Below are 23,556 nucleotides of genomic sequence, written 5' to 3'. Positions count from 1 at the left end.
TCCGGGCCGAGGAATCGCGGACGATGGTGCAGGCGTTGGATCCGAGCGCCATGGCCACTCCGACCGGTCCGGACACCATGGCCCGGGTTGCGAACGACGCAACCCGCAGACTGGACAGCGTGCTCGCCCAACTCGCCAAGGAGCTCCCCGGATGAACCCGACCCTGCCGAACCCGGCCCCGGAAACCGCCGGGGCCACCACCGACGTGGGTGAAGCCGCCGCCCGGGCCGTACTCAACCGCCTGCGCCGCGCACAGGGGCAGCTGGCGGGAGTGATCACCATGGTCGAGGAAGGCCGCGACTGCCGGGACGTGGTGACCCAGCTCGCCGCCGTCAGCCGTGCACTGGACCGGGCCGGCTTCAAAATCATCGCCGGCCGCATGCGCGAATGTCTGACCGCCTCCGAAGGCGGCGGTACCCCCGCCATGAACGAGGCGGAACTGGAGAAGCTCTTCCTCTCGCTGGCCTGATCGCTGAACGCCCCGCTCCGGCGACAGGGGCGGGGTCTGACCGGGGGTTCCCGGAAACGATCCTCTCCCGGAGCGAGATCCCGCGACCAGGACCGGGGTGAGACCTGCGGGTGCTCCACTTCGCGACGCCCCCACCGAGGCGAAGCCCGCATCGCGGCAGCCACCGCTGATCCTGCCCGTGCCGGACCCGCGGCGCCGTGTCAGGCATGCGGCTCCGTGTCGGGCGTGCGCCGTCGTGTCAGGTGTGCGGGGCCGCATCGGAACTGTGGGCCGTGGCCCGTGCCGCTGGGTCCGCGTCGCGGGTGTCCGCGTCCGCGCAGGACGAGGTGTAGAGCGGCCCGAACGCGGCGTGCGCGTCGGCGAGGATCTCCTCGGCCGTGACCAGGGTCCGCTCCTCGGCGAGGCGGAGCGCCTGGCGGGTGTACGGGGACGGCGGGGAGGGGTGGCGCCTGCGCCACCAGCTCGCGCCCACCGCGTACGCGCCACCGGCGAGGACCAGGGCGGGGACGGACAGGGCCGGCAGTACATCGCCCACGGCGGGACCTCCTTCAGCGGATGTCCTCTTCTGTCGGCACGTTCCGGGGCCCGGCTGGAGATCGTTCTTCGGCCAATGAATGGCCGGATGACTACGGATGGATGCGCGTGCCGCGCAGCTGCGCTCCGGTGCACCCCGGCGCGTCCGCCGGAAGGCCGGCGCCCCTGGGAAGCGCCCCGCAGAGGTGGTGCGGCAGTTCCCGCACGGTGCGTGCGTGTCGTACGTCCGATGCGTCCCGTGCGTCCGGCGAGTTCCGTACGCCTGGTGCGTCGTACATGTCCCGCATGTCCGGTGCGTCGTGGTGCGCGTCGATACGTCAGGGCCACACCAGGCAGTACGCCTGGTGGCCCGCGTCGTGCAGGCGGACGGAGAAGTCCTGCCACTCGTGGAGGAGGCGGTAGACGTTGAAGGCGTCGCGCGGGCCGCCGCGGTCGGGGACGGTCGACCATATGAAGGCCGCCGCGCCCACCGTCTCCTCGCCCACGTCACGCAGGGGGTCGACCACCGTCATCGGCAGCTTGACCACCGCGTAATCGGGGTGCAGGACGACGAGCTCCAACGGCGGGACCTGGTGCAGCGGGATTCCCTGTATCCCGGTGAGGACCATGGCGGCCACCGTCTCCGGCTTGATCTTGGTGAACATGCCCCCCATGCCCAGCTCGTCGCCGCCCAGCTCCTCCGGGCGCATCGAGATGGGCACGCGTGCGGCGGTCGCCCCGTCCGGGGCACCGAAATACTTGTAGGTCACCCCCACCCGGCCACCGCTCCTCATCCCGGGAGCGCCGCCGGTCTCCGGGACCGGTCTGCTGCCCTGTACGCGTTCAGCATCGCGCCGGTGCCGCCCCCGCCGCGCAGGCTCGGGCCCCGGGCCGTCGGTGCCTTCGCCCACTCCGCCACCGCGATGCATATTTCATCCACCCGACTACTTCTTAGGAGACACAGCCCCACCGCGCAACCCGATCATCGTGTCAGTGACCTCCCCATCAGGCGTGCGGCGAAACACCTGCCCGCGAGTCCGCGCGCGCCTCTGACACCATGGCATGTGTGAGCTTTCCCCATGACGCCCCAGTTTCGCAGACGCGAGGGGGCTGACGCCCTTTCGTGATACGAGGAGTGCGCGCTCCTTGGCTCACCGGTGGCCGCGAAGTCCCCACCAGCCCTCCGACCCCCCGAATCGCAGATCAGGACCAAAGTGGCGTATTCATACGAAGCCCCAGTTTCACAGTCGCTCTTCGACCGCGCGTCCGTCGTGACGCCCGGTGGCGTGAACTCGCCGGTGCGCGCCTTCAACGCCGTAGGCGGTACGCCCCGGTTCATGGTGTCCGGAACCGGTCCGTACCTCACCGACGCGGACGGTCGCGAGTACGTCGACCTCGTCTGCTCGTGGGGGCCGATGATCCTCGGCCACGCCCACCCCGAGGTCATCGGCGCCGTCCAGGCGGCGGTCGGCCGGGGCACCTCCTTCGGTACGCCGGGCGAGGGCGAGGTCGCGCTGGCCGAGGAGATGGTGGCCCGCGTCGAGCCCGTCGAGCAGGTGCGCCTGGTCTCCTCCGGCACCGAGGCGACCATGTCCGCGATCCGGCTGGCGCGCGGCTTCACCGGCCGGGCCAAGGTCGTGAAGTTCGCCGGCTGCTACCACGGGCACGTCGACGCGCTGCTGGCCGCGGCCGGTTCCGGTGTCGCCACCTTCGCGCTGCCCGACACCCCCGGGGTGACCGGCGCGCAGGCCGGGGACACCCTGGTGCTGCCCTACAACGACCTGGAGGCCGTCCGCGCCGCCTTCGCCGCGCACCCCGGCGAGATCGCCTGTGTGATCACCGAGGCCGCCGCGGGCAACATGGGCGTCGTCCGGCCGGTGGACGGCTTCAACGCCGGGCTCAAGGAGCTGTGCGCCGCCGAGGGCGCCCTGTTCATCTCCGACGAGGTCATGACCGGGTTCCGCACCTCGAAGGCCGGCTGGTACGGCATCGACGGCGTGCGGCCCGACCTGATGACCTTCGGCAAGGTCATGGGCGGCGGGTTCCCGGCCGCGGCCTTCGGTGGCCGCGCCGACGTCATGGCGTACCTCGCCCCGGCCGGTCCCGTCTACCAGGCGGGCACCCTCTCCGGGAACCCGATCGCCACCGCCGCCGGCCTCGCGCAGCTGCGGCTGCTCGACGACGCCGCGTACGCGAAGGTCGACGCGGTCTCCGCGGAGCTCCAGGGCCTGGTCAGCGGCGCGCTCAGCAAGGAGGGCGTGGCGCACCACGTGTCCACGGCGAGCAACATGTTCTCCGTGTTCTTCACCGACGAGCCGGTCCGGAACTACGCCGACGCGAAGAAGCAGGAGGCGTTCCGCTACACCGCCTTCTTCCACTCGATGCTGTCCCAGGGCGTCTACCTGCCGCCCTCGGCGTTCGAGTCCTGGTTCGTCTCCACCGCCCACGACTCGCGGGCCGTCGAGCGCATCGCCGACGCCCTGCCCGCCGCCGCCCGCGCCGCCTCGGAGGCCACCGCATGAGCGAGAACGGTTCCCCTCAGGACATCACCGTCGTCCACCTGATGCGCCACGGCGAGGTGCACAACCCGGAGGGCGTGCTCTACGGGCGCAAGCCCGGATACCACCTCTCCGAGCTGGGCCGGAAGATGGCCGACCGGGTCGCCGAGCACCTGGCACAGCGCGACATCACCCATGTCGTAGCCTCCCCGCTGGAGCGCGCCCAGGAGACCGCCACGCCGATCGCCAAGGCGCACGGCCTGGACCTCGCCACCGACGGACGGCTGATCGAGGCCGCCAACGTCTTCGAGGGCAAGACCTTCGGCGTCGGCGACGGCGCGCTGCGCAAGCCGGACAACTGGAAGCACCTCACCAACCCCTTCAAGCCCTCCTGGGGTGAGCCGTACGTCGAGCAGGTCGTGCGGATGATGGGCGCCCTGGACGCCGCGCGCGACGCGGCCCGGGGCCACGAGGCGGTCTGCGTCAGCCACCAGCTGCCGATCTGGATCGTGCGCAGTTTCGTGGAGCGCCGCCGGCTCTGGCACGACCCGCGCAAGCGGCAGTGCACCCTCGCCTCGCTGACCAGCTTCACCTACCAGGGCGACAAGATCGTCTCGGTGGGCTACTCCGAGCCCGCCCGCGATCTGGTGCCCGCGCACCTGCTCGCCGGGGCGAAGCCGGTGAAGGGCAAGTCGAAGGCGTTCGGCGCCTGAGCGACGGACGCGGGCAGGGCAGGAACGATCCCGGGGGCGGGCCACGGCGAGTGGCCCGCCCCCGGGATCGTGCGTGGGCGGCTCAGCCCTCCGGGCCGCCCTTCGCGCCGAACCAGTCGAGACAGACGACCAGCGCGTCGTCCTCCGGCTCCGCGTCCCGGTGCCCGGCCAGCGCCTGGAGGACGGCCCTCGGCACGGACGGGGCGTGCAGCAGGCTTGCCGCCTGGATGGCCCGGGCCAGCGCCCGTTCGCCGTACGGTTCCCCGGCGCGGTTCGCCGTCGCGTAGACGCCGTCGCTGACGAAGACCAGCCGGTCCCCGGGGAGGACCTGGAACTCCTGGACCACGTAGGCGGTCTCGTCGAACATGCCGAGCGGGAGCTGCGCCTCCAGCTCGACGCGCTCCACGGTCTTGCCGCGCCTGCGCCACAGCTGCGGCGAACCGGCGTCCACCACCTGGACGTTGCCGGTGGCCAGCTCGAAGGTGAGCAACAGCGTCGAGACGTGCGCCGCGCCCCGGTACTCGGCGTACAGCGCCTGGTCCGCGAGGGCCGCCTGGTCCGCTATGCCGATGCCGGCCCGGCGGGCGTTGCGCAGGGCGTTGACGGCCAGGTTGGTGAGGAGCGACGCCTCGATGCCCTCGCCCATGCCGTTGGTGACGGTGAGGGTGAGGGTGTCGGCGGTGGTGGACCAGTCGAAGTTGTCGCCGTGGATGGCGTAAGCCGGTTCCAGCTGGGCGCCTATGGCGTACTCGGGCCGCGAACACGCGCGGGCGGGCAGCAGTTGCCACTGCATCTCCGCGGCGAGGGTCAGCCGGCTGACCCGGCGGGCCCGCAGATAGAGGTCGGTGTCGCGTTCGGCGACGATGATCTCGTGGCCGAGGAGCCGGGCGATCTCGGTGAGGTCGTGGACGGCCTCGGTGGTGCGCCGGTCCCGGGGGAGCACCACGGTGAGGACGCCGAGCCGGTCGCCCCGGACCGACACCGGCAGATGGAGCACGACCGATCCGTCCCGCTCCGGCGCGGTGTGCTCGTACGGTGTCTGGCTGCCGAAGGCGCGGCCCTCGGGGCTGCCGTTCACCGGCACGGGGCCCTCGGTGCGTGCCGGGGCGTCGACCGGCTGGAGCACCGTCAGGCTGTAGTCGGCCAGCAGCAGTTCGATGCCCCGGGCGCCGTAGTGCTCGGCCAGGGCGGCGCGCGCGGCCTCCACCAGGGCGTGTGGCGCGGCGGTACGCAGGGCGCGTTCCACGGCCAGGTAGTTCGTCACAGTTCGGTCGGCTTTCTTCACCAGGGTGCTGCTCGGGGGCGAGCAGAGTAACGGGACTGGGGGGGTGCCCGGAGGGCCGGGACCGGGCCCTTCGCGCCGAGCCCCTCCGACGGCGGAGCGGCCGGAGTCAGCGGGCGGGGCGGGGAGGTGGGTAACGGCGCCGCCGTCACACGGTGTCCGTCCAGCCGAGGTGGAGTACGGCCACGTCGTCGGCGAGTCCGCCGCTGTCGGCGGCGAGGTCCTCGCACCGCTGGACGACCGCGTCCACGAAGTCGTCGGCCGGGAGGTGGGCGTACTCGCGTGCGATCTCCACGAGGCCGTCCTCACCGAGGCGTTCGTACCCCTTGCCGGTGCGGCCCTCGATGAGGCCGTCGGTGAAGAGCGCGAGCCGCGTCCCCCGGGGCGCCTCCAGCAGGGTCACCGGCCAGTGCGCGCGGCCGGGGATCAGGCCCAGCACGGGGCCGCCCGGCACTTCCTCCAGGCGGACCGGGCCGTCCGGCGGGCGCACCAGAAGACCTGGGTGTCCTGCGCGCATGACCTCGACGTGCGGAGCGCGGGCGGCCCGGCTGAGTGTGGTGAGGGTGGCGAAGATCTCGGGGCCGGACCGCTCGGCCACCAGCATCTGTTCGAGCAGGTCCAGCAGCCGCTGGCCGCGTGCCCCGGAGAGGATGAAGGAGCGCCAGGCGACCCGCAGGCACACCCCGAGCGCCGCCTCGTCGGGGCCGTGGCCGGAGACGTCGCCGACGACCGCGTGCGTGGTGCCGTCGGGCGTCTGGACGACGTCGTAGAAGTCTCCGCCGAGGAGGGTCTGGGCACGGCCGGGGCGGTAGCGGGAGCAGACCTGGGGGGTGTCGTCGAGGAGCAGCGGGGTGGGCAGCAGGCCGCGTTCGACCCGGCTGTTCTCCGCCGCCAGCATCCGGCTCTCCCGGAGGTCGGCGGCGGCGCGCTCGGCGCGCTTGCGCTGTATCGCGTAGCGGATGGCCCGGACGAAGAGGTCGGCTTCGAGCCGTCCCTTGTTCAGGTAGTCCTGGGCGCCGCCGGCGACGGCGGCGAGGCCGGATTCCTCCTGGGCGAGCCCGGTCAGGACGACGACGGCCGCGTCCGGCGAGCGGGAGAGGATCGTGTCCAGTGCGCCGAGTCCCTGGGAGTCGGGCAGGTGGAGGTCGAGCAGGACGCACTGGGGGGTTTCCCGGTCGAGGGCTTCGAGCGCCTCCGCGAGCGTCCGCGCCCAGGAGAGGGTGATGGCCACTCCACTGTCGGCGACCATCTCCTCCACCAGCAGGGCGTCGCCGGGATCGTCCTCGACCAGCAGGACGCTCGGCCCGTCGCCGCTCCACAGCTCGAAGCCCGGTGCGGTACGGGAGGTGGGGAGGGGAGAGGCGTTGCCGGTGCGCGACGGCTCGTAGGAGCTGCCGTCACGAGGTGCGAGGACGGTGGGGGGCGGGGTGCCCAAGGCGCTGTGCCTCCTCTCACCATGGACCGGCCGGCCATGGGGCCGCACGATGCGTCCGCGACGAGACTAGAGGTAATAGTTGTTCACTGACAACAATTGCAAGAAGTAAACAGCCCTGGTCGAGGCGGTGCGGGACGAAACGGTACGTTCCCTCCGCCGACTTGGTGGGCCCGGGAGGCTCGACGGGCGGGGTCGGTCCGGGGATGGACCGGGCGTCGCGGTCAGGCGGGGTTGGCCAGCCAGGCGGGTGCGTCCCGCCCGTACGCGTCCCCGTCCACGGCCACCGCGGCGGCGTCCCGGAACGCCGTGAGGCCCTTGTGCAGCGCTTCGGCCGCCTCGGGCTCCATCGCCGCGAGGACCAGGGACACCTCCCGCACCTGGGCGGCCCGGATCTCGTCCAGCAGGGCCCGGCCGGGGCGGCTGAGGTAGAGCTCTATCTCGCGGCGACTGGCCGCGCTCAGACGGCGTTCGACCAGCCCGGCCGCCTCCAGCCGGTCGCAGAGACGGCTCGTCGCGGGCGGGGTGGACCCCAGCGCCTCGCCCAGGGCCCGCATGTTGCCGCCCTCCCGGCGCTCGATCGCCAGCAGCGCGCGCAGCTGGGACGGGGAGGTGGGACCCGTCGGGGCGTCGGCCTGGGCTCTGCCCCAGAGGACCGCGAGCAGATCCGTCACCTCGGACGCGGTACGAGCCATTTCTTGGGGGGACGACGGCCGGCGCGGGAACATCGCTCCACTGTGCCACCCCTGTGGCGCGGTTGTCAGCCCGCGCGGTCGCCGGGAGAGCGGCCGGTGCGGCCGTCCGGGCCGGGGGCCGGGGGCGGGGTGGCGCACGGGGGTCCGGGGCGGGGCTTCGGTGTGAAGACCCGGTGAGGGTCCGGTCGTGTGGTGAAAATCGTTTAATCAGAGGAACCGCCGCGTCGCTCCTCTCATCTCAGTCATCGGCAGTTTGTATGTACGTGAAATAAAACGACCGCCGATGGGGACGTGGACGTGAACCAGAAACATGCGGACAACATCAATCGGAGGGGACTGCTGGGAGCGGGCCTGGGAGCCGCAGCCGCCGCGGGAATCGCGGGCTGCGGCTCACTCGGTTCCGGGGGCGGGGCGGACCCGGGTCCGGAAAAGAGTTCCCCGGGCGCCGCGGCCACGCCTCTCGGCGACACGCCCGGTTCCGGTGGACGGCAGGAGCACGGAAAGGGGCCCGCGAACAACGCCGCGCGCTTGATCGGTGACGGCTCCACCTCCGACACGGGAAAGCAGCCGAAACAGCCCGACGCGCCCGTCCCGCTCGAACCCGGCCAGACGCCTCCGCAGTTCGTGATCTTTTCCTGGGACGGGGCGGGCGAGGTCGGCAACGGCCTTTTTCCGCGCTTCCTCGAACTCGCCCGGGAGCACGACGCCGCGATGACCTTCTTCCTCTCCGGGATCTACCTGCTGCCCGAGTCGAAGAAATCGCTCTACCAGCCGCCCAACAATCCGCGCGGCGCCTCGGACATCGGCTACCTCACCGATGAGCACGTCAAGATGACCCTGCGGTACGTGCGCGAGGCGTGGCTCGACGGGCACGAGATCGGCACTCACTTCAACGGGCATTTCTGCTCCGGTTCCGGATCGGTCGAGGACTGGACGCCCGCGCAGTGGCAGAGCGAGATCGATCAGGCCGTCTCGTTCGTGACGCAATGGCGTACGAACAGTGGGTGGGAGGGCGTCGAACCGCTGCCTTTCGATTACCGGAAGGAACTCGTCGGCGGACGCACCCCGTGCCTCCTCGGCCAGGAGAACCTGCTGCCGACCGCGAGCAGGCTCGGCTGGCGCTACGACGCGAGTTCGCCGGGCGGGGTGCAGATGTGGCCGGAGAAACGTTTCGGCGTATGGGATCTCCCGCTCCAGGGAATGCCGTTCCCCGGTCACTCCTTCGAGGTCCTCTCGATGGACTACAACATTCTCGCCAACCAGTCGCAGAATTCGACCCGGGGCATGCCCTCCCGCTACCCCGGCTGGCGCGAACAGGCGGCCGGTTCCTATCTCGCCGGCTTCCGCCGTGCGTACGAGACGAATCGCGCGCCGTTCTACATCGGTAATCACTTCGAGGAGTGGAACGGCGGCATCTACATGGACGCCGTGGAAGAGGTGATCAAGGAAGTGGCCGGACGGCCGGACGTGCGGCTCGTCTCATTCCGTCAGTTCGTGGACTGGCTGGATGTCCAGGATCCGGAAGTCCTGGCGAAGCTCCGTACGCTGGAGGTCGGTCAGGCGCCCGCGGGTGGCTGGAACACTTTCTTTAAGCAGGCCTGACAAGGGGCTTTACGGGCACCGAGGGGGGTGCCCAAGATCCCCGGATCCGTCATGCGAAACTTTTCACATGAGCCATGGCCGCGCACCCCGACGCCGCTTCACCCTGCTCGCCGCCACGACCGTCGTCGTGGCCGGTGCCCTGACCCTGTCCGCGTGCGGCGGGAGCGACATCAAGTCGGGCGGCGGCGGTGACACCAACTTCGTCACCGGCAGCGGCGGCATCTCGACCGTGGCCGTGAAGGACCGCAGAGCCGCGCCGAAGCTCGACGGCACCACGCTGGAGGGCGAGGCGCTCGACGTCGCCTCCGCCTACAAGGGCAAGGTCGTCGTCGTCAACGTCTGGGGCTCCTGGTGCGGACCCTGCCGGGCGGAGGCGAAGCACTTCGCCGCCGTCTCCAAGGAGACCGCGGGACAGGGCGTCCAGTTCGTCGGGATCAACACCCGCGACACCCAGAAGGACGCCGCCGTGAACTTCGAGGCGGACGCGGGCATCACCTACCCCAGCCTCTACGACCCGGTCGGGAAGCTCATCCTGCGCTTCCCCAAGGGCACCCTGAACCCGCAGACCATCCCGTCGACCGTGGTCATCGACCGCGAGGGACGCATCGCCGCCCGCACCCTCCAGGCGCTCGACACGGAACAGCTGCACAAGATGATCGACCCGCTGATCGCGGAGAAGTGACCCGGTGACCGCTCTCGCCGCCGCCACGTACAACGAGACGGTCGTCAACGGCGCGCTGCTGGCCGCCGTGCCGATCGCGCTCCTCGGCGGTCTCGTGTCGTTCTTCTCGCCCTGCGTCCTGCCGCTGGTCCCCGGCTACCTGAGCTACGTCACCGGTATCAGCGGCACCGACCTGGCGAACGCCCGGCGGGGCCGGATCGTCGGCGGCGCCTCCCTCTTCGTCCTCGGCTTCACCGCCGTGTTCGTGTCGGGCGGCGCGCTCTTCGGGTACTTCGGCGGCAACCTCCAGGAACACAGCGAGGCCCTCCAGCGGGTCCTCGGCGTGCTGATGATCCTCATGGGCGTCTTCTTCATGGGGCTGATGCCGTGGATGACCCAGCGCGAGTTCCGCATCCACCGCAGACCGGTCACCGGGCTGCTGGGCGCCCCGCTGCTGGGCGCGCTCTTCGGGATCGGGTGGACCCCCTGCCTCGGCCCGACGCTGAGCGCGGTGTCCATGCTCGCCTTCGACCAGGGCACCGCCGAGCGCGGGGCACTTCTGACGGTCGCGTACTGTCTGGGACTCGGTGTCCCGTTCGTCCTCGCCGCCGTCGCCTTCCGTAAGGCGCTGGGAGCATTCGGCTGGGTCAAGCGCCACTACGCATGGGTCATGCGCATCGGGGGCGTCATGATGATCGCGACCGGCATCCTGCTGCTGACCGGCCTCTGGGCCACGTTCATGCAGGACGTACAGGGCTGGTCCAACGGTTTCACTGTGGGGATCTGAGTTCCATTGAGCAAGCTGAACACCACTGACGAGCGCGGCGACGCGCGCGGCGCCGAGCAGGACACCCGAGAGCTCTCGGAAGCAGGGGCGCAGCTCTCCACCGCACCCGTGGAGGAGCGCCCCGACCGTGAGGCCGGGCTGCCCGCCATGGGCGTCGTCGGCTGGATCCGCTGGTTCTGGCGCCAGCTCACCTCGATGCGGATCGCGCTGATCCTGCTCTTCCTGCTGTCGCTCGGCGCCATCCCCGGCTCGCTGATCCCGCAGAACAGCGTGGATCAGCTGAAGGTGCTGCTGTTCAAGAACGCGCACACCACGCTCACGCCGATCTACGAGAAGCTCCAGCTCTTCGACGTCTACAGCTCGGTGTGGTTCTCCGCGATCTACATCCTGCTGTTCGTCTCGCTCATCGGCTGCATCGTGCCGCGCAGCCTCCAGTTCGTGGGCCAGCTGCGCAGCCGGCCGCCGCACGCCCCGAAGCGCCTGACGCGGCTGCCCGCCTACACGACCTGGCGTACCGAGGCCGAGCCCGAGCAGGTCCGCGAGGTCGCGCTCGCCCTGCTGCGCAAGCGGCGGTTCCGCTCGCACGCGGTGGGGGACGCGGTCGCGGCGGAGAAGGGTTATCTGCGCGAGGCCGGCAACCTGATCTTCCACGTCGCGCTGATCGTGATGCTGGTGGCCTTCGCGACCGGCTCGCTCTTCAAGTTCCAGGGCGGCAAGCTCGTCACCGAAGGCGACGGCTTCTCCAACACGCTGACGCAGTACGACGACTGGAACCCGGGGTCGCTGTACGACGCGGACTCGCTCGTCCCCTTCAGCTTCACCCTCGACGACTTCGTCGGCACGTACGAGAAGACCGGCCCCCAGCGGGGCACGGCCCGCACCTTCGAGGCCCGTGTGACGTACGCCGAGGGCGCGTACGGCAAGGAGAAGAAGGGCGTCATCAAGGTCAACGAGCCCTTGGTGATCGACGGCACCAAGATCTTCCTGATCTCGCACGGCTATGCCCCGGTCGTCACCGTCCGGGACGGCAGGGGCAAGCAGGTCTTCAAGTCCGCGGTGCCGCTGCTGCCGCGCGACGCCAACATCACGTCCTCCGGCGCCATCAAGGTCATGGACGGCTACAAGGACAAGAACGGCAAGCGGGACCAGCTCGGTTTCAACGCGTTCTTCGTGCCGACCTTCGCCGGGGCGGGCAGCGGGGACATGCTCTCGCAGTTCCCCGGCGCGGAGAACCCGGTGCTGGCGCTCAACGCGCTGCACGGCAGCCTCGGCGTCGACTCCGGCCTTCCGCAGAACGTCTACGAGCTCAACACGGACAAGCTGAAGCCCTTCAAGGACGCCGACGGCAACAACCTCAAGCAGCGCCTCGCGCCCGGCGAGACCATGCAGCTCCCGGACGGTGCCGGCTCCATCACCTTCGACGGCGTCGAGGAGTGGGCCAGCTTCCAGATCTCGGAGCAGCCGGCCGCCGGCTGGGCGCTCGGCGGGGCCATCGCCGCCATCACCGGACTCGCCGGCTCGCTCTTCATCCAGCGCCGCCGCGTCTGGGTGCGGGCCGTGCGCGGGGCCGACGGGGTGACCGTCGTGGAGATGGCCGGACTCGGCCGCAGCGAGTCCGCGAAGCTGCCCGAGGAACTGCTCGGCCTGGCGGTGGCTCTGAACGACGCCGCGCCGACCGCACCCGATCCGCAGCCCGACCCCGACCAGGGGCCGGAGTCCGACTCCGTGGCCGAACCCGGTCCCGACGTACCTGCCGCAGCAACTGCCGAAGGGGCTGAGAAGTGAATCTCGCCGCCGCCACCAACGAGAATCTGGCGCACACCAGCAATGTGCTGATCTATTCGTCGATGGCCGTCTACACCCTGGCCTTCCTCGCGCACATCGCGGAATGGGTGTTCGGCAGCCGCAGCAAGGTCGGCCGCACGGCCGCCGCGCTCGACGCCACCAACCGGGCCGGGGCCGCCGCCACGTCGGCGCCGAAGGTCCAGGTCAAGCAGGCGGGCGGCGCGACCACCGTGCTGGAACGCCCGAAGGTGGTCACCCGGTCCGCCGCCGGCACCCGGGACGTCCCGGACGGCCCCGGTGCCTCCGGAGGCACCTTCCAGGGCGACCTGTGGGGCCGGATCGCGGTCTCGATGACCGTGCTCGCCTTCCTCGTACAGGCGGGTGGCGTCGTCGCCCGCGCGCTCTCCGTCGAGCGCGCCCCCTGGGGCAACATGTACGAGTTCTCGATCACCTTCTCCACGGTCGCCGTCGCGGCCTACCTGATCCTGCTCCTGCTGCGGAAGAACGTCCGCTGGATGGGTCTGCTGCTGGTCACCGTGGTCCTGCTGGACCTCGGCATCGCCACCACCGTCCTCTACACGGACAGCGACCAGCTGGTGCCGGCGCTCCACTCGTACTGGCTGTGGATCCACGTCTCCACCGCCATCATCTGCGGCGCCGTCTTCTTCCTCGGCGCGGTCGCCACCCTGCTCTACCTCTTCCGCGACAGCTACGAGCGGAAGATCGAGGAAGGCGCCACGCCGGGCCGGTTCGCGCAGTCCGTGCTGGACCGGCTGCCGTCGGCGGCCACCCTCGACAAGTTCTCGTACCGCGCCAACGCGGCCGTCTTCCCGCTCTGGACGTTCACGATCATCGCGGGCGCGATCTGGGCCGGCGAGGCATGGGGCCGCTACTGGGGCTGGGACGCCAAGGAGACCTGGTCGTTCATCACCTGGGTCGCGTACGCCTGCTACCTGCACGCCCGCGCCACCGCCGGGTGGAAGGGCCGCAAGGCCGCCTACCTGGCGCTCATCGCCTTCGGCTGCTGGCTGTTCAACTACTACGGCGTCAACATCTTCATCACCGGCAAGCACTCCTACGCCGGGGTCTGACGCACCACCACGTGCGACGGCTGCCCGCCCCTCCCGTACGTACGGGGGGAGCGGGCAGCCGCTTTTCGTGTGCTGGGATCATCCGGGGATGCGCGCACTCGACGAACTCATCCACGTGGACAACCCGGCCTGGCCCGAGGTGCGGGAACTGTTCTCGGACGGCCCGGCTCAGGTCGAGGTGCTCCCCGCCGACCGGGCCGAGGCCGAGCGGTGCCTGGTCCAGATGCAGGTCACCGTCGGGTCGACGCTCGGCGCCCTGGCGTGGCACAGCGGCGGCCTGCTCGTCGACGGGTGGGTCCGCGTGTTCGGCGGTGGCGGCGGCGGACTGCCGAGCCTCGCCCGGGTCAACGCCTTTCCCGCCGACCTCGATCCCGCCTGGTATCCGGCCGACGGCCTGATCGTCGGCCATGACGTCCTGGGCGGGGTCTTCGCGCTGAACGGCCACGATCCCGAGGCGGCGGCCCGGCCCGGCCTCCCGGGCCAGATGATCTACTTCGCCCCCGACTCGCTGGAGTGGGAGGCGTTGGAGACGGGCCACTCGGGGTGGGTCTCCTGGCTGGCCTCCGGGGGAACGGAAGGGTTCTACCGGGACCTGCGGTGGCCCGGCTGGCGCGAGGAGGCCGCCGCGCTCTCCTACGACCAGGGGTTCTCCGTGTTCCCGTTCCTGTGGTCGAAGGAGGCCAGGGACGACCTCGCGGCCACCAGCCGCCGCGCCGTACCGATGCGGGAGGTACTCGGCGTGGCCGCCGACTTCGCCCGGCGGATGGGCCCGGCCGACCCGGGGTTCCTGGGCAGGGTCTGACCTTGCTGCGCCTCTGCCGGGCGGGGTCTGGGGGCTCAGCCGAGCGGGGTGTCCAGGACGGCCTTGCGGTGGGTGAAGGTGTCGATCGAGTAGGGGCCGTGGTAGCTGCCCATGCCGCTCTCGCCGACCCCGCCGAAGGGCAGGTCGGAGACGGTCAGGTGGGCCAGCGGCAGGCCGATCCCGACGCCGCCCGAGGAGGTCTCCGTCAGCAGCCGTTCGCGGACCTCGGGCGACTCGGTGAACGCGTAGAGCGCCAGCGGCTTGTCCCGGCCGTTGATGAAATCGATCGCCTCGTCCAGCCCTGCCACCGTGAGGATCGGCAGCACCGGGCCGAAGATCTCCTCGCCCATCACCGCCGCGTCCGGGGAGACGTTGGCGAGCACGGTCGGCGCGATGTACTTCGTGGCCCGGTCGTGCGCGCCGCCGGTGACCGTACGGCCCGAGTCCAGCAGGCGTACCAGGCGGTCGAAGTGGCGCTCGTTGATGATCCGGCCGTACTCGGTGGAGGCCGAGGGGTCCGTGCCGAACTGCGCCTCGACGGCGGCGGCGAGCGCGTCCGCGAGGGCGGTGGCGGTCTCGGGGTCGGTGAGGACGTAGTCGGGGGCCACGCAGGTCTGGCCCGCGTTGAGGAACTTCCCCGAGGCGAGCCGCTGCGCGACCGTCTTGAGGTCGGTGTTCCGGTCCACGAAGACCGGGGACTTGCCGCCCAGCTCCAGCGTCACCGGGGTGAGGTGCTTCGCGGCGGCGGTCATCACGATCCGGCCGACCGTGCCGTTGCCGGTGTAGAAGATGTGGTCGAAACGTTCCTCCAGCAGGGCCGTGGTCTCCTCGACGGCACCCTCGACGACGGCGACCGCGTCGGTGTCCAGGAAGCGCGGGAGCAGCCGGGCCACGGCGGCGGAGGTGGCGGGGGCCAGCTCGCTGGGCTTGGCGATCACGCAGTTGCCGCCCGCCAGCGCACCGGCGAGAGGGGCGAGCAGCAGCTGCACCGGGTAGTTCCACGGGGCGATGACCAGGACCACCCCGAGCGGGTCGCGCACGGTGAGCGCGGTGGCGCCGGCGGCGGCGAGCCCGGCGTGCACGGGGGCAGGTTCGGGGCGCAGCCACTCTTCGAGGTGCTCCAGGGTGTGGTCGATCTCCCGGACGGTGAAGTCGATCTCGGTCCGGTAGGACTCGGCGCGGCTCTTGCCGAGGTCCGCGTGGAGCGCCTCGGCCAGCTCGTCGCCGTGCTCGGTGAGCAGGGCGCGCAGCCGCTCCAGCTGGTGGGTGCGCCAGGCCAGGTCCTTCGTGCGGCCGGTGCGGAAGGTGGTGCGGAGGCGGGCGACGACGTCGGCCGGGGCGGCCGGGGACTCGGCGGGCATGGGGGCTCCCTGCGGAGAGGCGGGTGGGGTGGGGCGTGGGGAAGTTGACATCATCAAGCAATGCTTTTCATGTAACTGCCGGAAGTTGAGTAAGTCAAATAATCGGAGTGCGGCGCGCCCGCGACGTACCGTGGAGGGTCCGCACGCTTACTCCGCGCCGCTCACCCGGCCGCGCCCCTGCCCAAGGATGACCACCCCATGCCCCCGGAACCGGCACCCCGCGCCGTCCCCACCCCGGACGATCTGCTGGAGCCCCTGGCCGTCGTCGTACGCGGACACTCCGACGACCTCACCGCCGTCGCCGCCCGCCACGGCCTGAGCAGCGCGCAGGCCCGTGCCCTCATCGCGCTCGACGCGCCGATGCCGATGAGCGCCCTCGCCCGCCACTTGGTCTGCGACGCCTCCAACGCCACCGGGCTCGTCGGCCGCATGGAGACCCGGGGCCTGCTCGTCCGCACCCCCGCACCCGGCGACCGCCGCTCCAAGGTGGCGTCCCGCACCACGGAGGGCACCGAGCTGGCGCACCGGATACGTGCCGAGATGCGCGTGGTGCACGGCGCGCTGGAGGCGCTCACGCCGGAGGAGCGCACCGCGCTGCTGCCGCTGCTGGAGCGTCTGGGCGGGCTGCTGGGCGCGTGAGCGGCCGTTCCTGAACGCCGAAGAGCCCGCGCGGTCCGGTCTCCCGGCCCGCGCGGGCTCTGTCGTACGGAGCGAGCCGCTGGTCAGGCGGTCGCCGGCGGCGGTGTCCCCGGTGCTTCGTCGGGGCCGGTACCGCGTTCGCGGCGCTTGAGCTCGTCCTCGCGGCGGCGCAGGTCGGCCTCCCAGTCCTTCAGGAGCGACTCGTCCTTCTTGTTCTCCGCGCGCAGGCTGTTCAGGAACTCCGGATTGTCGTCCGGCGCCACCCACTCGGTGCGGTGGTTGCGGTGCCACTCGGAGGGCGTACGTCCCCCGGCGGGCGCCTGGCGCAGCTTGCCCGCCGCCAGCCAGACGATCGGGCCGACGATCCAGAACAGCAGGATGATGAAGACCCAGGCGACCTTGGGCAGGTGCTTGGCCTCGTCCTCCGGGGTGTTGAGGCAGTCGATGAAGGCGTAGATCGTCAGCGCCAGCGGCAGGAGATAGATCAGGGCCCTGAGCATGGTTGAGGAAGTCCCCCCGAGAACGGCGGCGGGGCGTGATGGCCCCCGGTGAGGCGTCAGGGTACCGGCTACGGGTGACACCCCACCGCGAGCAGATGTGAACTGGCGGCGAGCAGCTCCGGATGAGGCTCCGCCAGCCGGGCCGCGGCGAGCGCGGACTCGAAGAGCGGCGTGCCCACCAGCGACTCCCCGGTGTGCTGCTCGACCGCCTTCAGCAGCGACCAGGCGGGCCCCTCGATCCCGTACACCACCGGGTCCTCGCATCCCGAGCCGAGCAGTTCGGCCGCCAGTTCCTCCGGGGTGTGGAAGTACGCCTCGGTGAACCCGCGCCGGCCGTCGTACACCCCCGTCGCCAGGCTCTCCACGATGCTCTCCCCGATGGCGGGGTGGTGCAGGTGGGCGTAGGCGGTGTGCTCGAAGAGCGGGGCGTACCGGTTGATGCCCGCCGCCGCGACCAGCCCGCCCGGCCGGACCACCCGGCGGGCCTCGGCCAGGGCCGCCCTCCGGTCCGCGGGGTCGGTCAGGTGGTACAGCGGGCCGAGCAGCAGCACCGCGTCGTAGGTGGCGTCCCCGGCCGGGAGCGCCCGCGCGTCCCCCCGCTCGGCGGTGGCCCCGGTGCCCAGGGCCTCCTGGACGTGCCGTTCCACCGGGTCGACGAGGTGGACCGCGTACCCCGCCTCCACCAGCCACCGCGCGTGCGCCCCCGGACCGCCGCCGACGTCGAGCACCTTCGCCGGGGCGGGCAGCAGGTGGCGACGCAGCAGTTCCTGGGTCCGCACCAGCTCCAGCACCCCGTCCGCGCTCTTGGTGAGCCGGCTGCCCTCGTCGTAGCCGGAGGCGTAGAAGTCGATGATCCCGGGCGGTACCTGATGGGGCGCCATGTGTTCCTCCTGGGGTGCGGCCGTGGGCCGTGACCGGATTCCCGGAAACGGTAGACCCGCGTACGCCCGCCCCCGCCCCCGGCGCGGCGGCGGGGGAGCGCCCGAGGGGGAGCGTGGGGAGGATGACAAACTGGTGGGCATGGCTTACGACGATCTTCGCTCCCTGCTCCGGGCCTTGGAACGTGAGGGCGATCTCAAGCGCATCAAGGCCGAGGTCGATCCGTACCTCGAAGTCGGCGAGATCGTCGACCGCGTGAACAAGGCCGGCGGGCCCGCGCTGCTCTTCGAGAACGTCAAGGGGTCCTCGATGCCCCTGGCCATGAACGTGTACGGCACCGACCGGCGGCTGCTGAAGGCGCTCGGGCTGAAGGCGTACTCGGACATCAGCGACAAGATCGGCGGGCTGCTGAAGCCGGAGCTGCCGCACGGGTTCGTCGGCGTGCGCGAGGCGTTCGGGAAGCTCGGCTCGATGATCCACGTGCCGCCGAAGAAGGTGAAGGGGGAGAGCGCCCCCGTCCAGGAGGTCGTCCTCACCGGCGACGACGTGGACCTGGACCAGCTGCCCGCGCTCTTCACCTGGCCCGAGGACGGCGGCTCCTTCTTCAACCTGGGGCTGACCCACACCAAGCACCCCGAGACCGGCGTCCGCAACCTCGGGCTCTACCGCCTCCAGCGTCACGACCGCCGCACCATCGGCATGCACTGGCAGATCCACAAGGACAGCCGCAACCACTACCAGGTCGCCGCCAAGCGCGGCGAGCGGCTGCCGGTGGCCATCGCCTTCGGGGCGCCGCCGGCCGTGACGTACGCGTCCACCGCGCCGCTGCCCGGGGACATCGACGAGTACCTCTTCGCCGGGTTCGTCCAGGGCAAGCGGATCGAGATGGTCGACTGCAAGACCGTGCCGCTCCAGGTCCCGGCCAACGCCGAGGTCGTCATCGAGGGCTGGCTGGAGCCGGGCAAGATGCTCCCGGAGGGTCCCTTCGGCGACCACACCGGCTTCTACACCCCGCAGGAACCGTTCCCCGCGCTGACCATCGACTGCGTGACCATGCGGAAGCGTCCGCTGCTCCAGTCGATCGTGGTCGGCCGCCCGCCCACCGAGGACGGGCCGCTGGGCCGGGCCACCGAACGGTTCTTCCTGCCGCTGCTGAAGATCATCGTCCCGGACATCGTGGACTACCACCTGCCCGAGGCCGGCGGTTTCCACAACTGTGCGATCGTTTCGATCGACAAGAAGTACCCCAAGCACGCCCAGAAGGTCATGAGTGCCATCTGGGGCGCCCACATGATGTCGCTGACCAAGCTCGTCGTCGTCGTGGACTCCGACTGTGACGTCCACGATCTGCACGAGGTGGCCTGGCGGGCGCTCGGCAACACCGACTACGCCCGGGACCTGACCGTCACCGAGGGGCCGGTCGATCACCTCGACCACGCCTCCTACCAGCAGTTCTGGGGTGGCAAGGCGGGCATCGACGCGACGAGGAAGTGGCCCGAGGAGGGTTACACGCGGGACGGAGGCTGGCCGGAGATGGTCGAGTCCGACCCGGAGACGGCGGCGAAGGTCGACCGCCGCTGGAAGGAATACGGACTGTGACTGCCGCAGAAGCAGCGCTGGGCCACGGCCCGGCGCAGCCCAGTAGCAAGGTGAAGGCGTTCCTGCGGCTGGTGATGATCGAGCACTCGGTGTTCGCGCTGCCCTTCGCGTACATCGCCGCGCTGATCGCGATGTTCCAGGTCAGCGAGTCGATCCACTGGGTCGAGCTGCTGCTCGTCACGGTGGCGATGGTGGGGCTGCGGACCTTCGCGATGGCCGCGAACCGGATCATCGACCGGGAGATCGACGCGCGTAACCCGCGTACCGCGACCCGCGAGATCGTCACCGGCGCGGTCTCCGTGCGTTCCGCGTGGACGGGCGCCGTGGTCGCGCTGGTCTTCTTCCTCGGCGCCGCGGCCCTCCTCAACCCGCTCTGTCTGGCGCTCGCGCCGCTCGCGATCGTGCCGATGGTGGTCTACCCGTACGGCAAGCGGTTCACGAACTTCCCGCACGCCATCCTCGGTATCGCCCAGGCCATGGGCCCGATCGGCGCCTGGCTCGCGGTGACCGGCAGCTGGTCGTGGGACGCGGTCATCCTGGGGCTGGCCGTCGGCGTATGGATCGGTGGCTTCGACCTGATCTTCGCCTGCCAGGACGTCCGCGCCGACCGCGCGCACGGCGTGCTCTCGGTGCCCGCCCGCTTCGGTATCCCGGCCGCGCTCTGGGGCGCCCGGGTCTGCCACGCGATCACGACCGGGCTGCTCGTCTGGTTCGGCCTCGCCACCGACGCGGAGCTCTTCTACTGGATCGGCATGGTGATCGTCGCCGTGGCCTTCGTCTACGAGCACCGGGTGGTGCGCCCGCACGACCTGTCCCGGCTCAACCGGGCGTTCTTCTCCGTCAACGGCTTCATCGGCATGGCGCTCTTCGCCTGCACCCTGCTCGACCTGGTGGTGCGCGGCCTCACGCCGTGACGGCGGTGTACGGGCGGCGGCGCGGCCTGCGGAACACGAAGGCCGCGCCCACCCCGCCGAACAGCCCGAAGAGGTGGGCCTGCCAGCTGATGCCCGAGTCGGTCGGGAGCACGCCCCAGACGATCGAGCCGTAGACGCCCGCGACGAGGACGCCGACCACGACGTCCAGCGCGCGGCGGTCCACGAAGCCCCTGACCAGCAGGTAGCCGAAGAGCCCGAAGACCACCCCGGACGCCCCGAGGGTGACCGTGTGCGCGGGCGCGGTCAGCCAGACGCCGAGCCCGCTCACCAGAATGATCGTCAGCGCCACGCCGAGGAACCTCTCGACGCCCGCGAGCGCCGCCGTCCAGCCGAGCACCAGCAGCGGCACGGTGTTGGACGCGAGGTGGTCCCAGCCGCCGTGCAGGAAGGCGGCGGGCACGACGTCGAGCAGTTCGGCGGGATCGCGCGGGCTGATGCCGTACGGGTCCAGGGCGTGGCCCGTCGCCACGTCGATGCCCTCCAGCACCCAGAGCAGCGCCACCCAGCCCAGCATCAGCACCGCGGCCGACACGGCCCGCGTGCCGGCTCCCGCCCCGCCCCCGGAGCTCGTACGGATGTCGGTCATGGCTTCCTCCCCGGACCGGACGCACTGGTGCACCGCTCTCGTCCGCGGTACCGGACGGTACGCAGGTGACAACGCCCAGGAGCCCCTGCCCGGTTCCGGGTTCGGCCCGTGCGCGGGGGGCGGATACTCTCGGCGTGTGGAATCCACGACTTCAGTGAGTCAGCAGCGGCGACAGCCTTGGATTGTCGGGGTGTCCGGCGCCTCGGGGACCCCGTTCGCCGCTTCGGTGGTACGCGGTCTGATCGCCGCCGGTGAGGACGTGGACCTGGTGGTGAGCCGCGCCTCGCGGCTCACGCTGCTGGACGAGACGGGGATCGCCTTCCGCGACGCGCACTGGCGCGACGACCTGCGCGAGTGGCTCGCGCGCGGGGCGGACGGGAAGCCGGACACCTTCGGACCGGACCTCTCCGGGGTGCGCCACTGGCCCGCCGGGGACCTGGCGGCGGGGCCGTCTTCGGGGTCGTACCCGGCGAAGGGGATGCTCATCGTGCCGGCCTCCACGGCCTGCGTGGCCGGGGTCGCGCTCGGGCTGTCGAAGGACCTGCTCCAGCGGGCGGCGAGCGTCACGCTCAAGGAGCGGCGCACGCTCGTCGTCGCCGTACGGGAAACACCCCTGAGCGGCGCGACGCTGAAGCAGATGGTGGCCCTGGACGAGGCGGGGGCCGTGGTGCTGCCGGCCTCCCCGGCGTTCTACGCGGGCGCCACGCACATCCAGGACCTGGTGGACTTCGTCGCCGGACGGGTGCTGGACGCGGCGGGGGTGCCGCACGGCCTGTACCGCCGCTGGGAGGGGCAGCTCGGTGGGGGTTCACGCACCGCCTGAGGGCCACGTGTCTCTGGATCGCCACCCATAAGATTCGCAGGGCTGTGGCCCTATTCGCCTTAATTTCTATACGTAGACTTGCGATAGTGCTGAACAATGGAAGGTTCTGTCATATGGACGCGGTGGACAGGCAGCTCATCCAGGCCCTCCGGGAGAACGGCAGGGCGTCGTACGCCGAACTCGGCCGGCTGGTCGGCCTCTCCGGCCCCAGCGTCACCGACCGGATCAACCGGCTGGAGTCGGCCGGAGTCATCACCGGTTACCGCGCCACCGTCAACGCGGCCGCGCTCGGCCTCGGCGTCACCGCGCTGATCGGCATCTCCCTCTCCGACGCCGCCGACCACGAGGACGTGGCCCGTCGGCTGCGCGATCTGGAGGAGATCGAGGACGCCTGGTTCATCGCGGGCGACGACTCCTACATGCTCAAGGTGCGCGTCGGCGACGTGGACGGCCTGGAGAAGACCATCCGCCGACTGAGCGGAACCAAGGGCGTCTCCCGCACGCGTACGACCATCGTGCTTTCCACGAAGTGGGAGAACCGGGTCGGGGAGCTTCCCGAAGAGCGCTAGGCGTACGGTTACGGGAAGTCTGTTACGGAGAGAAATGAGAGGCGTATCTGTGGACGCGGGACTCAAGCGCGAGCTGGAGGAGAAGGTCCGGGCCGGCGAGCGGCTGAGCCGCGAGGACGGGATCGCTCTCTACGAGTCCGACGACCTGGCCTGGCTCGGTGGCCTGGCCCACGAGGTGCGCACCCGCAAGAACGGTGACGTCGTGCACTTCAACGTCAACCGGCACCTCAACATGACGAACGTGTGCACCGCCTCGTGCGCGTACTGCTCGTTCCAGCGCAAGCCGGGCGAGAAGGACGCGTACACGATGCGCATCGAGGAGGCCGTCCGCCTCGCCAAGGCGATGGAGAACGACAGCCTCACCGAGCTGCACATCGTCAACGGGCTTCACCCGACCCTGCCGTGGCGGTACTACCCCCGCTCGCTCAGCGCCCTCAAGGAGGCGCTGCCGAACGTGGCGCTGAAGGCGTTCACGGCGACGGAGATCCACCACTTCGAGACCATCTCCGGGCTCAGCGCCTCCGAGATCCTCGACGAGCTGATCGAAGCCGGTCTGGAGTCGCTGACCGGCGGCGGCGCGGAGATCTTCGACTGGGAGGTCCGCCAGCACATCGTCGACCACAACACCCACTGGGAAGACTGGTCGCGCATCCACCGCCTCGCGCACGAGAAGGGTCTCAAGACCCCGGCGACGATGCTGTACGGGCACATCGAGGAGCCCCGTCACCGCGTCGACCACGTGCTGCGGCTGCGGGAGATGCAGGACGAGACCGGCGGTTTCCAGGTCTTCATCCCGCTGCGCTACCAGCACGACTTCGTGGACATGAAGGACGGCAAGATCCGCAACAAGCTCCAGGCGCGGACGACGATGGCCACCGGCGCCGAGGCGCTGAAGACCTTCGCCGTGTCCCGGCTGCTGTTCGACAACGTGCCGCACGTCAAGGTGTTCTGGGTGATGCACGGCGTGCAGACCGCCCAGCTGGCGCTCCAGCACGGCGCGGACGACATGGACGGCTCGGTCGTCGAGTACAAGATCACGCACGACGCGGACAACTACGGCACGCCGAGCAAGCTCGGCCGTGACGATCTGCTGGAGCTCATCCGGGACGCGGGCTTCCAGCCCGTCGAGCGCAACACCCGGTACGAGATCATCCGCGAGTACCCGGGCCCGGACGCCGACCGGCGCGAGTCGCCGCAGGCGATGCGGGTCTGAGCGGGGCACCGGTCCACGTCCGAGGGGCCTCCAGCCCGCGCAGCGAACGGCGCAGCTCGCGCCGGTGGCGCTGGACGACGTGGCGCGGCATGTCCGACCGGTCGGGCCGCTTCGCGTTGCGC

The 23,556-nt window shown here is 70.9% G+C and carries 25 protein-coding genes; 16 read left to right on the top strand and 9 right to left on the bottom strand.

Features of this window, described 5'->3' with window-relative positions:
• Window positions 1-23 precede the first annotated feature (23 nt).
• Window positions 24-155 (top strand): hypothetical protein, encoded by a 132-nt coding sequence (locus ACWD3D_RS00400; RefSeq protein WP_451458709.1) that lies wholly within the window; start codon window positions 24-26, stop codon window positions 153-155.
• Window positions 152-469 (top strand): metal-sensitive transcriptional regulator, encoded by a 318-nt coding sequence (locus tag ACWD3D_RS00395; protein ID WP_451458708.1) that lies wholly within the window; start codon window positions 152-154, stop codon window positions 467-469. Before ACWD3D_RS00400 ends, ACWD3D_RS00395 begins: the two co-directional genes overlap by 4 nt.
• 238 nt (window positions 470-707) lie before the next feature.
• Here ACWD3D_RS00395 and ACWD3D_RS00390 read toward each other — a convergent pair whose 3' ends face one another.
• Together ACWD3D_RS00390 and ACWD3D_RS00385 are read right to left on the bottom strand one after the other, a co-directional pair.
• A complete protein-coding gene (locus ACWD3D_RS00390) occupies window positions 708-1,004 on the bottom strand; it encodes a hypothetical protein (protein WP_451458707.1) in 297 nt (98 codons plus the stop codon).
• A 316-nt stretch (window positions 1,005-1,320) separates the two neighbouring features.
• Window positions 1,321-1,911, bottom strand: a complete 591-nt coding sequence (locus tag ACWD3D_RS00385) for a hypothetical protein (protein WP_451458706.1) — start codon at window positions 1,909-1,911, stop codon at window positions 1,321-1,323.
• 285 nt (window positions 1,912-2,196) lie between these two features.
• Here ACWD3D_RS00385 and hemL point away from each other — a divergent pair, with 285 nt between their 5' ends.
• Both hemL and ACWD3D_RS00375 read left to right on the top strand, forming a co-directional pair.
• Complete coding sequence (hemL, locus tag ACWD3D_RS00380; RefSeq protein WP_451458705.1) at window positions 2,197-3,504, top strand: glutamate-1-semialdehyde 2,1-aminomutase; 1,308 nt, start codon at window positions 2,197-2,199, stop codon at window positions 3,502-3,504.
• Window positions 3,501-4,193: a histidine phosphatase family protein gene (locus ACWD3D_RS00375; protein ID WP_451458704.1), complete on the top strand. Its 693-nt coding sequence runs from the start codon at window positions 3,501-3,503 to the stop codon at window positions 4,191-4,193. The genes hemL and ACWD3D_RS00375 overlap by 4 nt, the downstream gene beginning before the upstream one ends.
• A gap of 82 nt (window positions 4,194-4,275) precedes the next feature.
• Here the strand turns inward: ACWD3D_RS00375 and ACWD3D_RS00370 are convergent, their stop codons facing one another.
• The 3 genes from ACWD3D_RS00370 to ACWD3D_RS00360 all read right to left on the bottom strand — a co-directional run bounded on the left by ACWD3D_RS00370 (window position 4,276) and on the right by ACWD3D_RS00360 (window position 7,602).
• Window positions 4,276-5,457 carry a PP2C family protein-serine/threonine phosphatase gene (locus tag ACWD3D_RS00370; protein ID WP_451458703.1) on the bottom strand — a complete coding sequence of 394 codons (1,182 nt, stop codon included), beginning with the start codon at window positions 5,455-5,457 and terminating at the stop codon, window positions 4,276-4,278.
• Between the two features lie 166 nt (window positions 5,458-5,623).
• A complete protein-coding gene (locus tag ACWD3D_RS00365) occupies window positions 5,624-6,796 on the bottom strand; it encodes a PP2C family protein-serine/threonine phosphatase (RefSeq protein WP_451458751.1) in 1,173 nt (390 codons plus the stop codon).
• Window positions 6,797-7,131: 335 nt separating this feature from the next.
• Window positions 7,132-7,602 (bottom strand): MarR family winged helix-turn-helix transcriptional regulator, encoded by a 471-nt coding sequence (locus ACWD3D_RS00360; protein WP_451458702.1) that lies wholly within the window; start codon window positions 7,600-7,602, stop codon window positions 7,132-7,134.
• A gap of 297 nt (window positions 7,603-7,899) precedes the next feature.
• Between ACWD3D_RS00360 and ACWD3D_RS00355 the strand changes: the two genes are divergently transcribed.
• From ACWD3D_RS00355 to ACWD3D_RS00330, 6 genes are all read left to right on the top strand, one after another.
• The gene (locus tag ACWD3D_RS00355; protein WP_451458701.1) at window positions 7,900-9,204 is read left to right on the top strand and encodes a hypothetical protein; all 1,305 of its coding nucleotides are present in this window, start codon (window positions 7,900-7,902) and stop codon (window positions 9,202-9,204) included.
• 67 nt (window positions 9,205-9,271) lie between these two features.
• Window positions 9,272-9,886: a TlpA family protein disulfide reductase gene (locus ACWD3D_RS00350; protein WP_451458700.1), complete on the top strand. Its 615-nt coding sequence runs from the start codon at window positions 9,272-9,274 to the stop codon at window positions 9,884-9,886.
• A 4-nt stretch (window positions 9,887-9,890) separates the two neighbouring features.
• A complete protein-coding gene (locus tag ACWD3D_RS00345) occupies window positions 9,891-10,652 on the top strand; it encodes a cytochrome c biogenesis CcdA family protein (RefSeq protein ID WP_451458699.1) in 762 nt (253 codons plus the stop codon).
• Between the two features lie 6 nt (window positions 10,653-10,658).
• Window positions 10,659-12,437, top strand: coding sequence for a cytochrome c biogenesis protein ResB (gene resB, locus ACWD3D_RS00340; RefSeq protein ID WP_451458698.1), 1,779 nt, complete (start codon window positions 10,659-10,661; stop codon window positions 12,435-12,437).
• The gene (ccsB, locus tag ACWD3D_RS00335) at window positions 12,434-13,528 is read left to right on the top strand and encodes a c-type cytochrome biogenesis protein CcsB (RefSeq protein WP_451458697.1); all 1,095 of its coding nucleotides are present in this window, start codon (window positions 12,434-12,436) and stop codon (window positions 13,526-13,528) included. The genes resB and ccsB overlap by 4 nt, the downstream gene beginning before the upstream one ends.
• An 88-nt stretch (window positions 13,529-13,616) precedes the next feature.
• Window positions 13,617-14,330 carry a DUF2625 family protein gene (locus tag ACWD3D_RS00330; RefSeq protein ID WP_451458696.1) on the top strand — a complete coding sequence of 238 codons (714 nt, stop codon included), beginning with the start codon at window positions 13,617-13,619 and terminating at the stop codon, window positions 14,328-14,330.
• A 35-nt stretch (window positions 14,331-14,365) separates the two neighbouring features.
• Here ACWD3D_RS00330 and ACWD3D_RS00325 read toward each other — a convergent pair whose 3' ends face one another.
• Complete coding sequence (locus ACWD3D_RS00325) at window positions 14,366-15,691, bottom strand: aldehyde dehydrogenase family protein (protein WP_451458695.1); 1,326 nt, start codon at window positions 15,689-15,691, stop codon at window positions 14,366-14,368.
• A 198-nt stretch (window positions 15,692-15,889) separates the two neighbouring features.
• On the opposite strand from ACWD3D_RS00325, the gene ACWD3D_RS00320 reads away from it, so the two are divergent.
• Window positions 15,890-16,330, top strand: coding sequence for a MarR family winged helix-turn-helix transcriptional regulator (locus ACWD3D_RS00320; protein WP_451458694.1), 441 nt, complete (start codon window positions 15,890-15,892; stop codon window positions 16,328-16,330).
• Window positions 16,331-16,413: 83 nt separating this feature from the next.
• Here the strand turns inward: ACWD3D_RS00320 and ACWD3D_RS00315 are convergent, their stop codons facing one another.
• The gene (locus tag ACWD3D_RS00315; protein WP_387364166.1) at window positions 16,414-16,830 is read right to left on the bottom strand and encodes a PLD nuclease N-terminal domain-containing protein; all 417 of its coding nucleotides are present in this window, start codon (window positions 16,828-16,830) and stop codon (window positions 16,414-16,416) included.
• A gap of 68 nt (window positions 16,831-16,898) precedes the next feature.
• Entirely contained in the window at window positions 16,899-17,711 is an 813-nt protein-coding gene (locus tag ACWD3D_RS00310; protein ID WP_451458693.1) for a class I SAM-dependent methyltransferase, read from the bottom strand.
• Window positions 17,712-17,850: 139 nt separating this feature from the next.
• Here ACWD3D_RS00310 and ACWD3D_RS00305 point away from each other — a divergent pair, with 139 nt between their 5' ends.
• Together ACWD3D_RS00305 and mqnP are read left to right on the top strand one after the other, a co-directional pair.
• On the top strand, window positions 17,851-19,308 hold the full coding sequence (locus tag ACWD3D_RS00305) for a menaquinone biosynthesis decarboxylase (RefSeq protein ID WP_451458692.1): 1,458 nt from the start codon (window positions 17,851-17,853) through the stop codon (window positions 19,306-19,308).
• Window positions 19,305-20,222 (top strand): menaquinone biosynthesis prenyltransferase MqnP, encoded by a 918-nt coding sequence (gene mqnP / locus ACWD3D_RS00300; protein WP_451458691.1) that lies wholly within the window; start codon window positions 19,305-19,307, stop codon window positions 20,220-20,222. The genes ACWD3D_RS00305 and mqnP overlap by 4 nt, the downstream gene beginning before the upstream one ends.
• Here the strand turns inward: mqnP and ACWD3D_RS00295 are convergent.
• Complete coding sequence (locus ACWD3D_RS00295) at window positions 20,212-20,829, bottom strand: rhomboid family intramembrane serine protease (RefSeq protein WP_451458690.1); 618 nt, start codon at window positions 20,827-20,829, stop codon at window positions 20,212-20,214. The two genes, mqnP and ACWD3D_RS00295, sit on opposite strands and share 11 nt — an antisense overlap.
• A 154-nt stretch (window positions 20,830-20,983) precedes the next feature.
• Here ACWD3D_RS00295 and ACWD3D_RS00290 point away from each other — a divergent pair, with 154 nt between their 5' ends.
• The 3 genes from ACWD3D_RS00290 (at window position 20,984) to mqnE (ending at window position 23,434) form a co-directional block, all read left to right on the top strand.
• Window positions 20,984-21,652: a UbiX family flavin prenyltransferase gene (locus ACWD3D_RS00290; protein ID WP_451458750.1), complete on the top strand. Its 669-nt coding sequence runs from the start codon at window positions 20,984-20,986 to the stop codon at window positions 21,650-21,652.
• Between the two features lie 113 nt (window positions 21,653-21,765).
• Window positions 21,766-22,221 (top strand): Lrp/AsnC family transcriptional regulator, encoded by a 456-nt coding sequence (locus ACWD3D_RS00285; protein ID WP_266707593.1) that lies wholly within the window; start codon window positions 21,766-21,768, stop codon window positions 22,219-22,221.
• A gap of 49 nt (window positions 22,222-22,270) precedes the next feature.
• Window positions 22,271-23,434: an aminofutalosine synthase MqnE gene (gene mqnE / locus ACWD3D_RS00280; RefSeq protein WP_451458749.1), complete on the top strand. Its 1,164-nt coding sequence runs from the start codon at window positions 22,271-22,273 to the stop codon at window positions 23,432-23,434.
• Window positions 23,435-23,556: the final 122 nt, after the last annotated feature.

The sequence above is a fragment of the Streptomyces sp. NPDC002690 genome (genome assembly GCF_053592415.1).
This window is presented reverse-complemented; position numbering and strand designations above follow the sequence as displayed.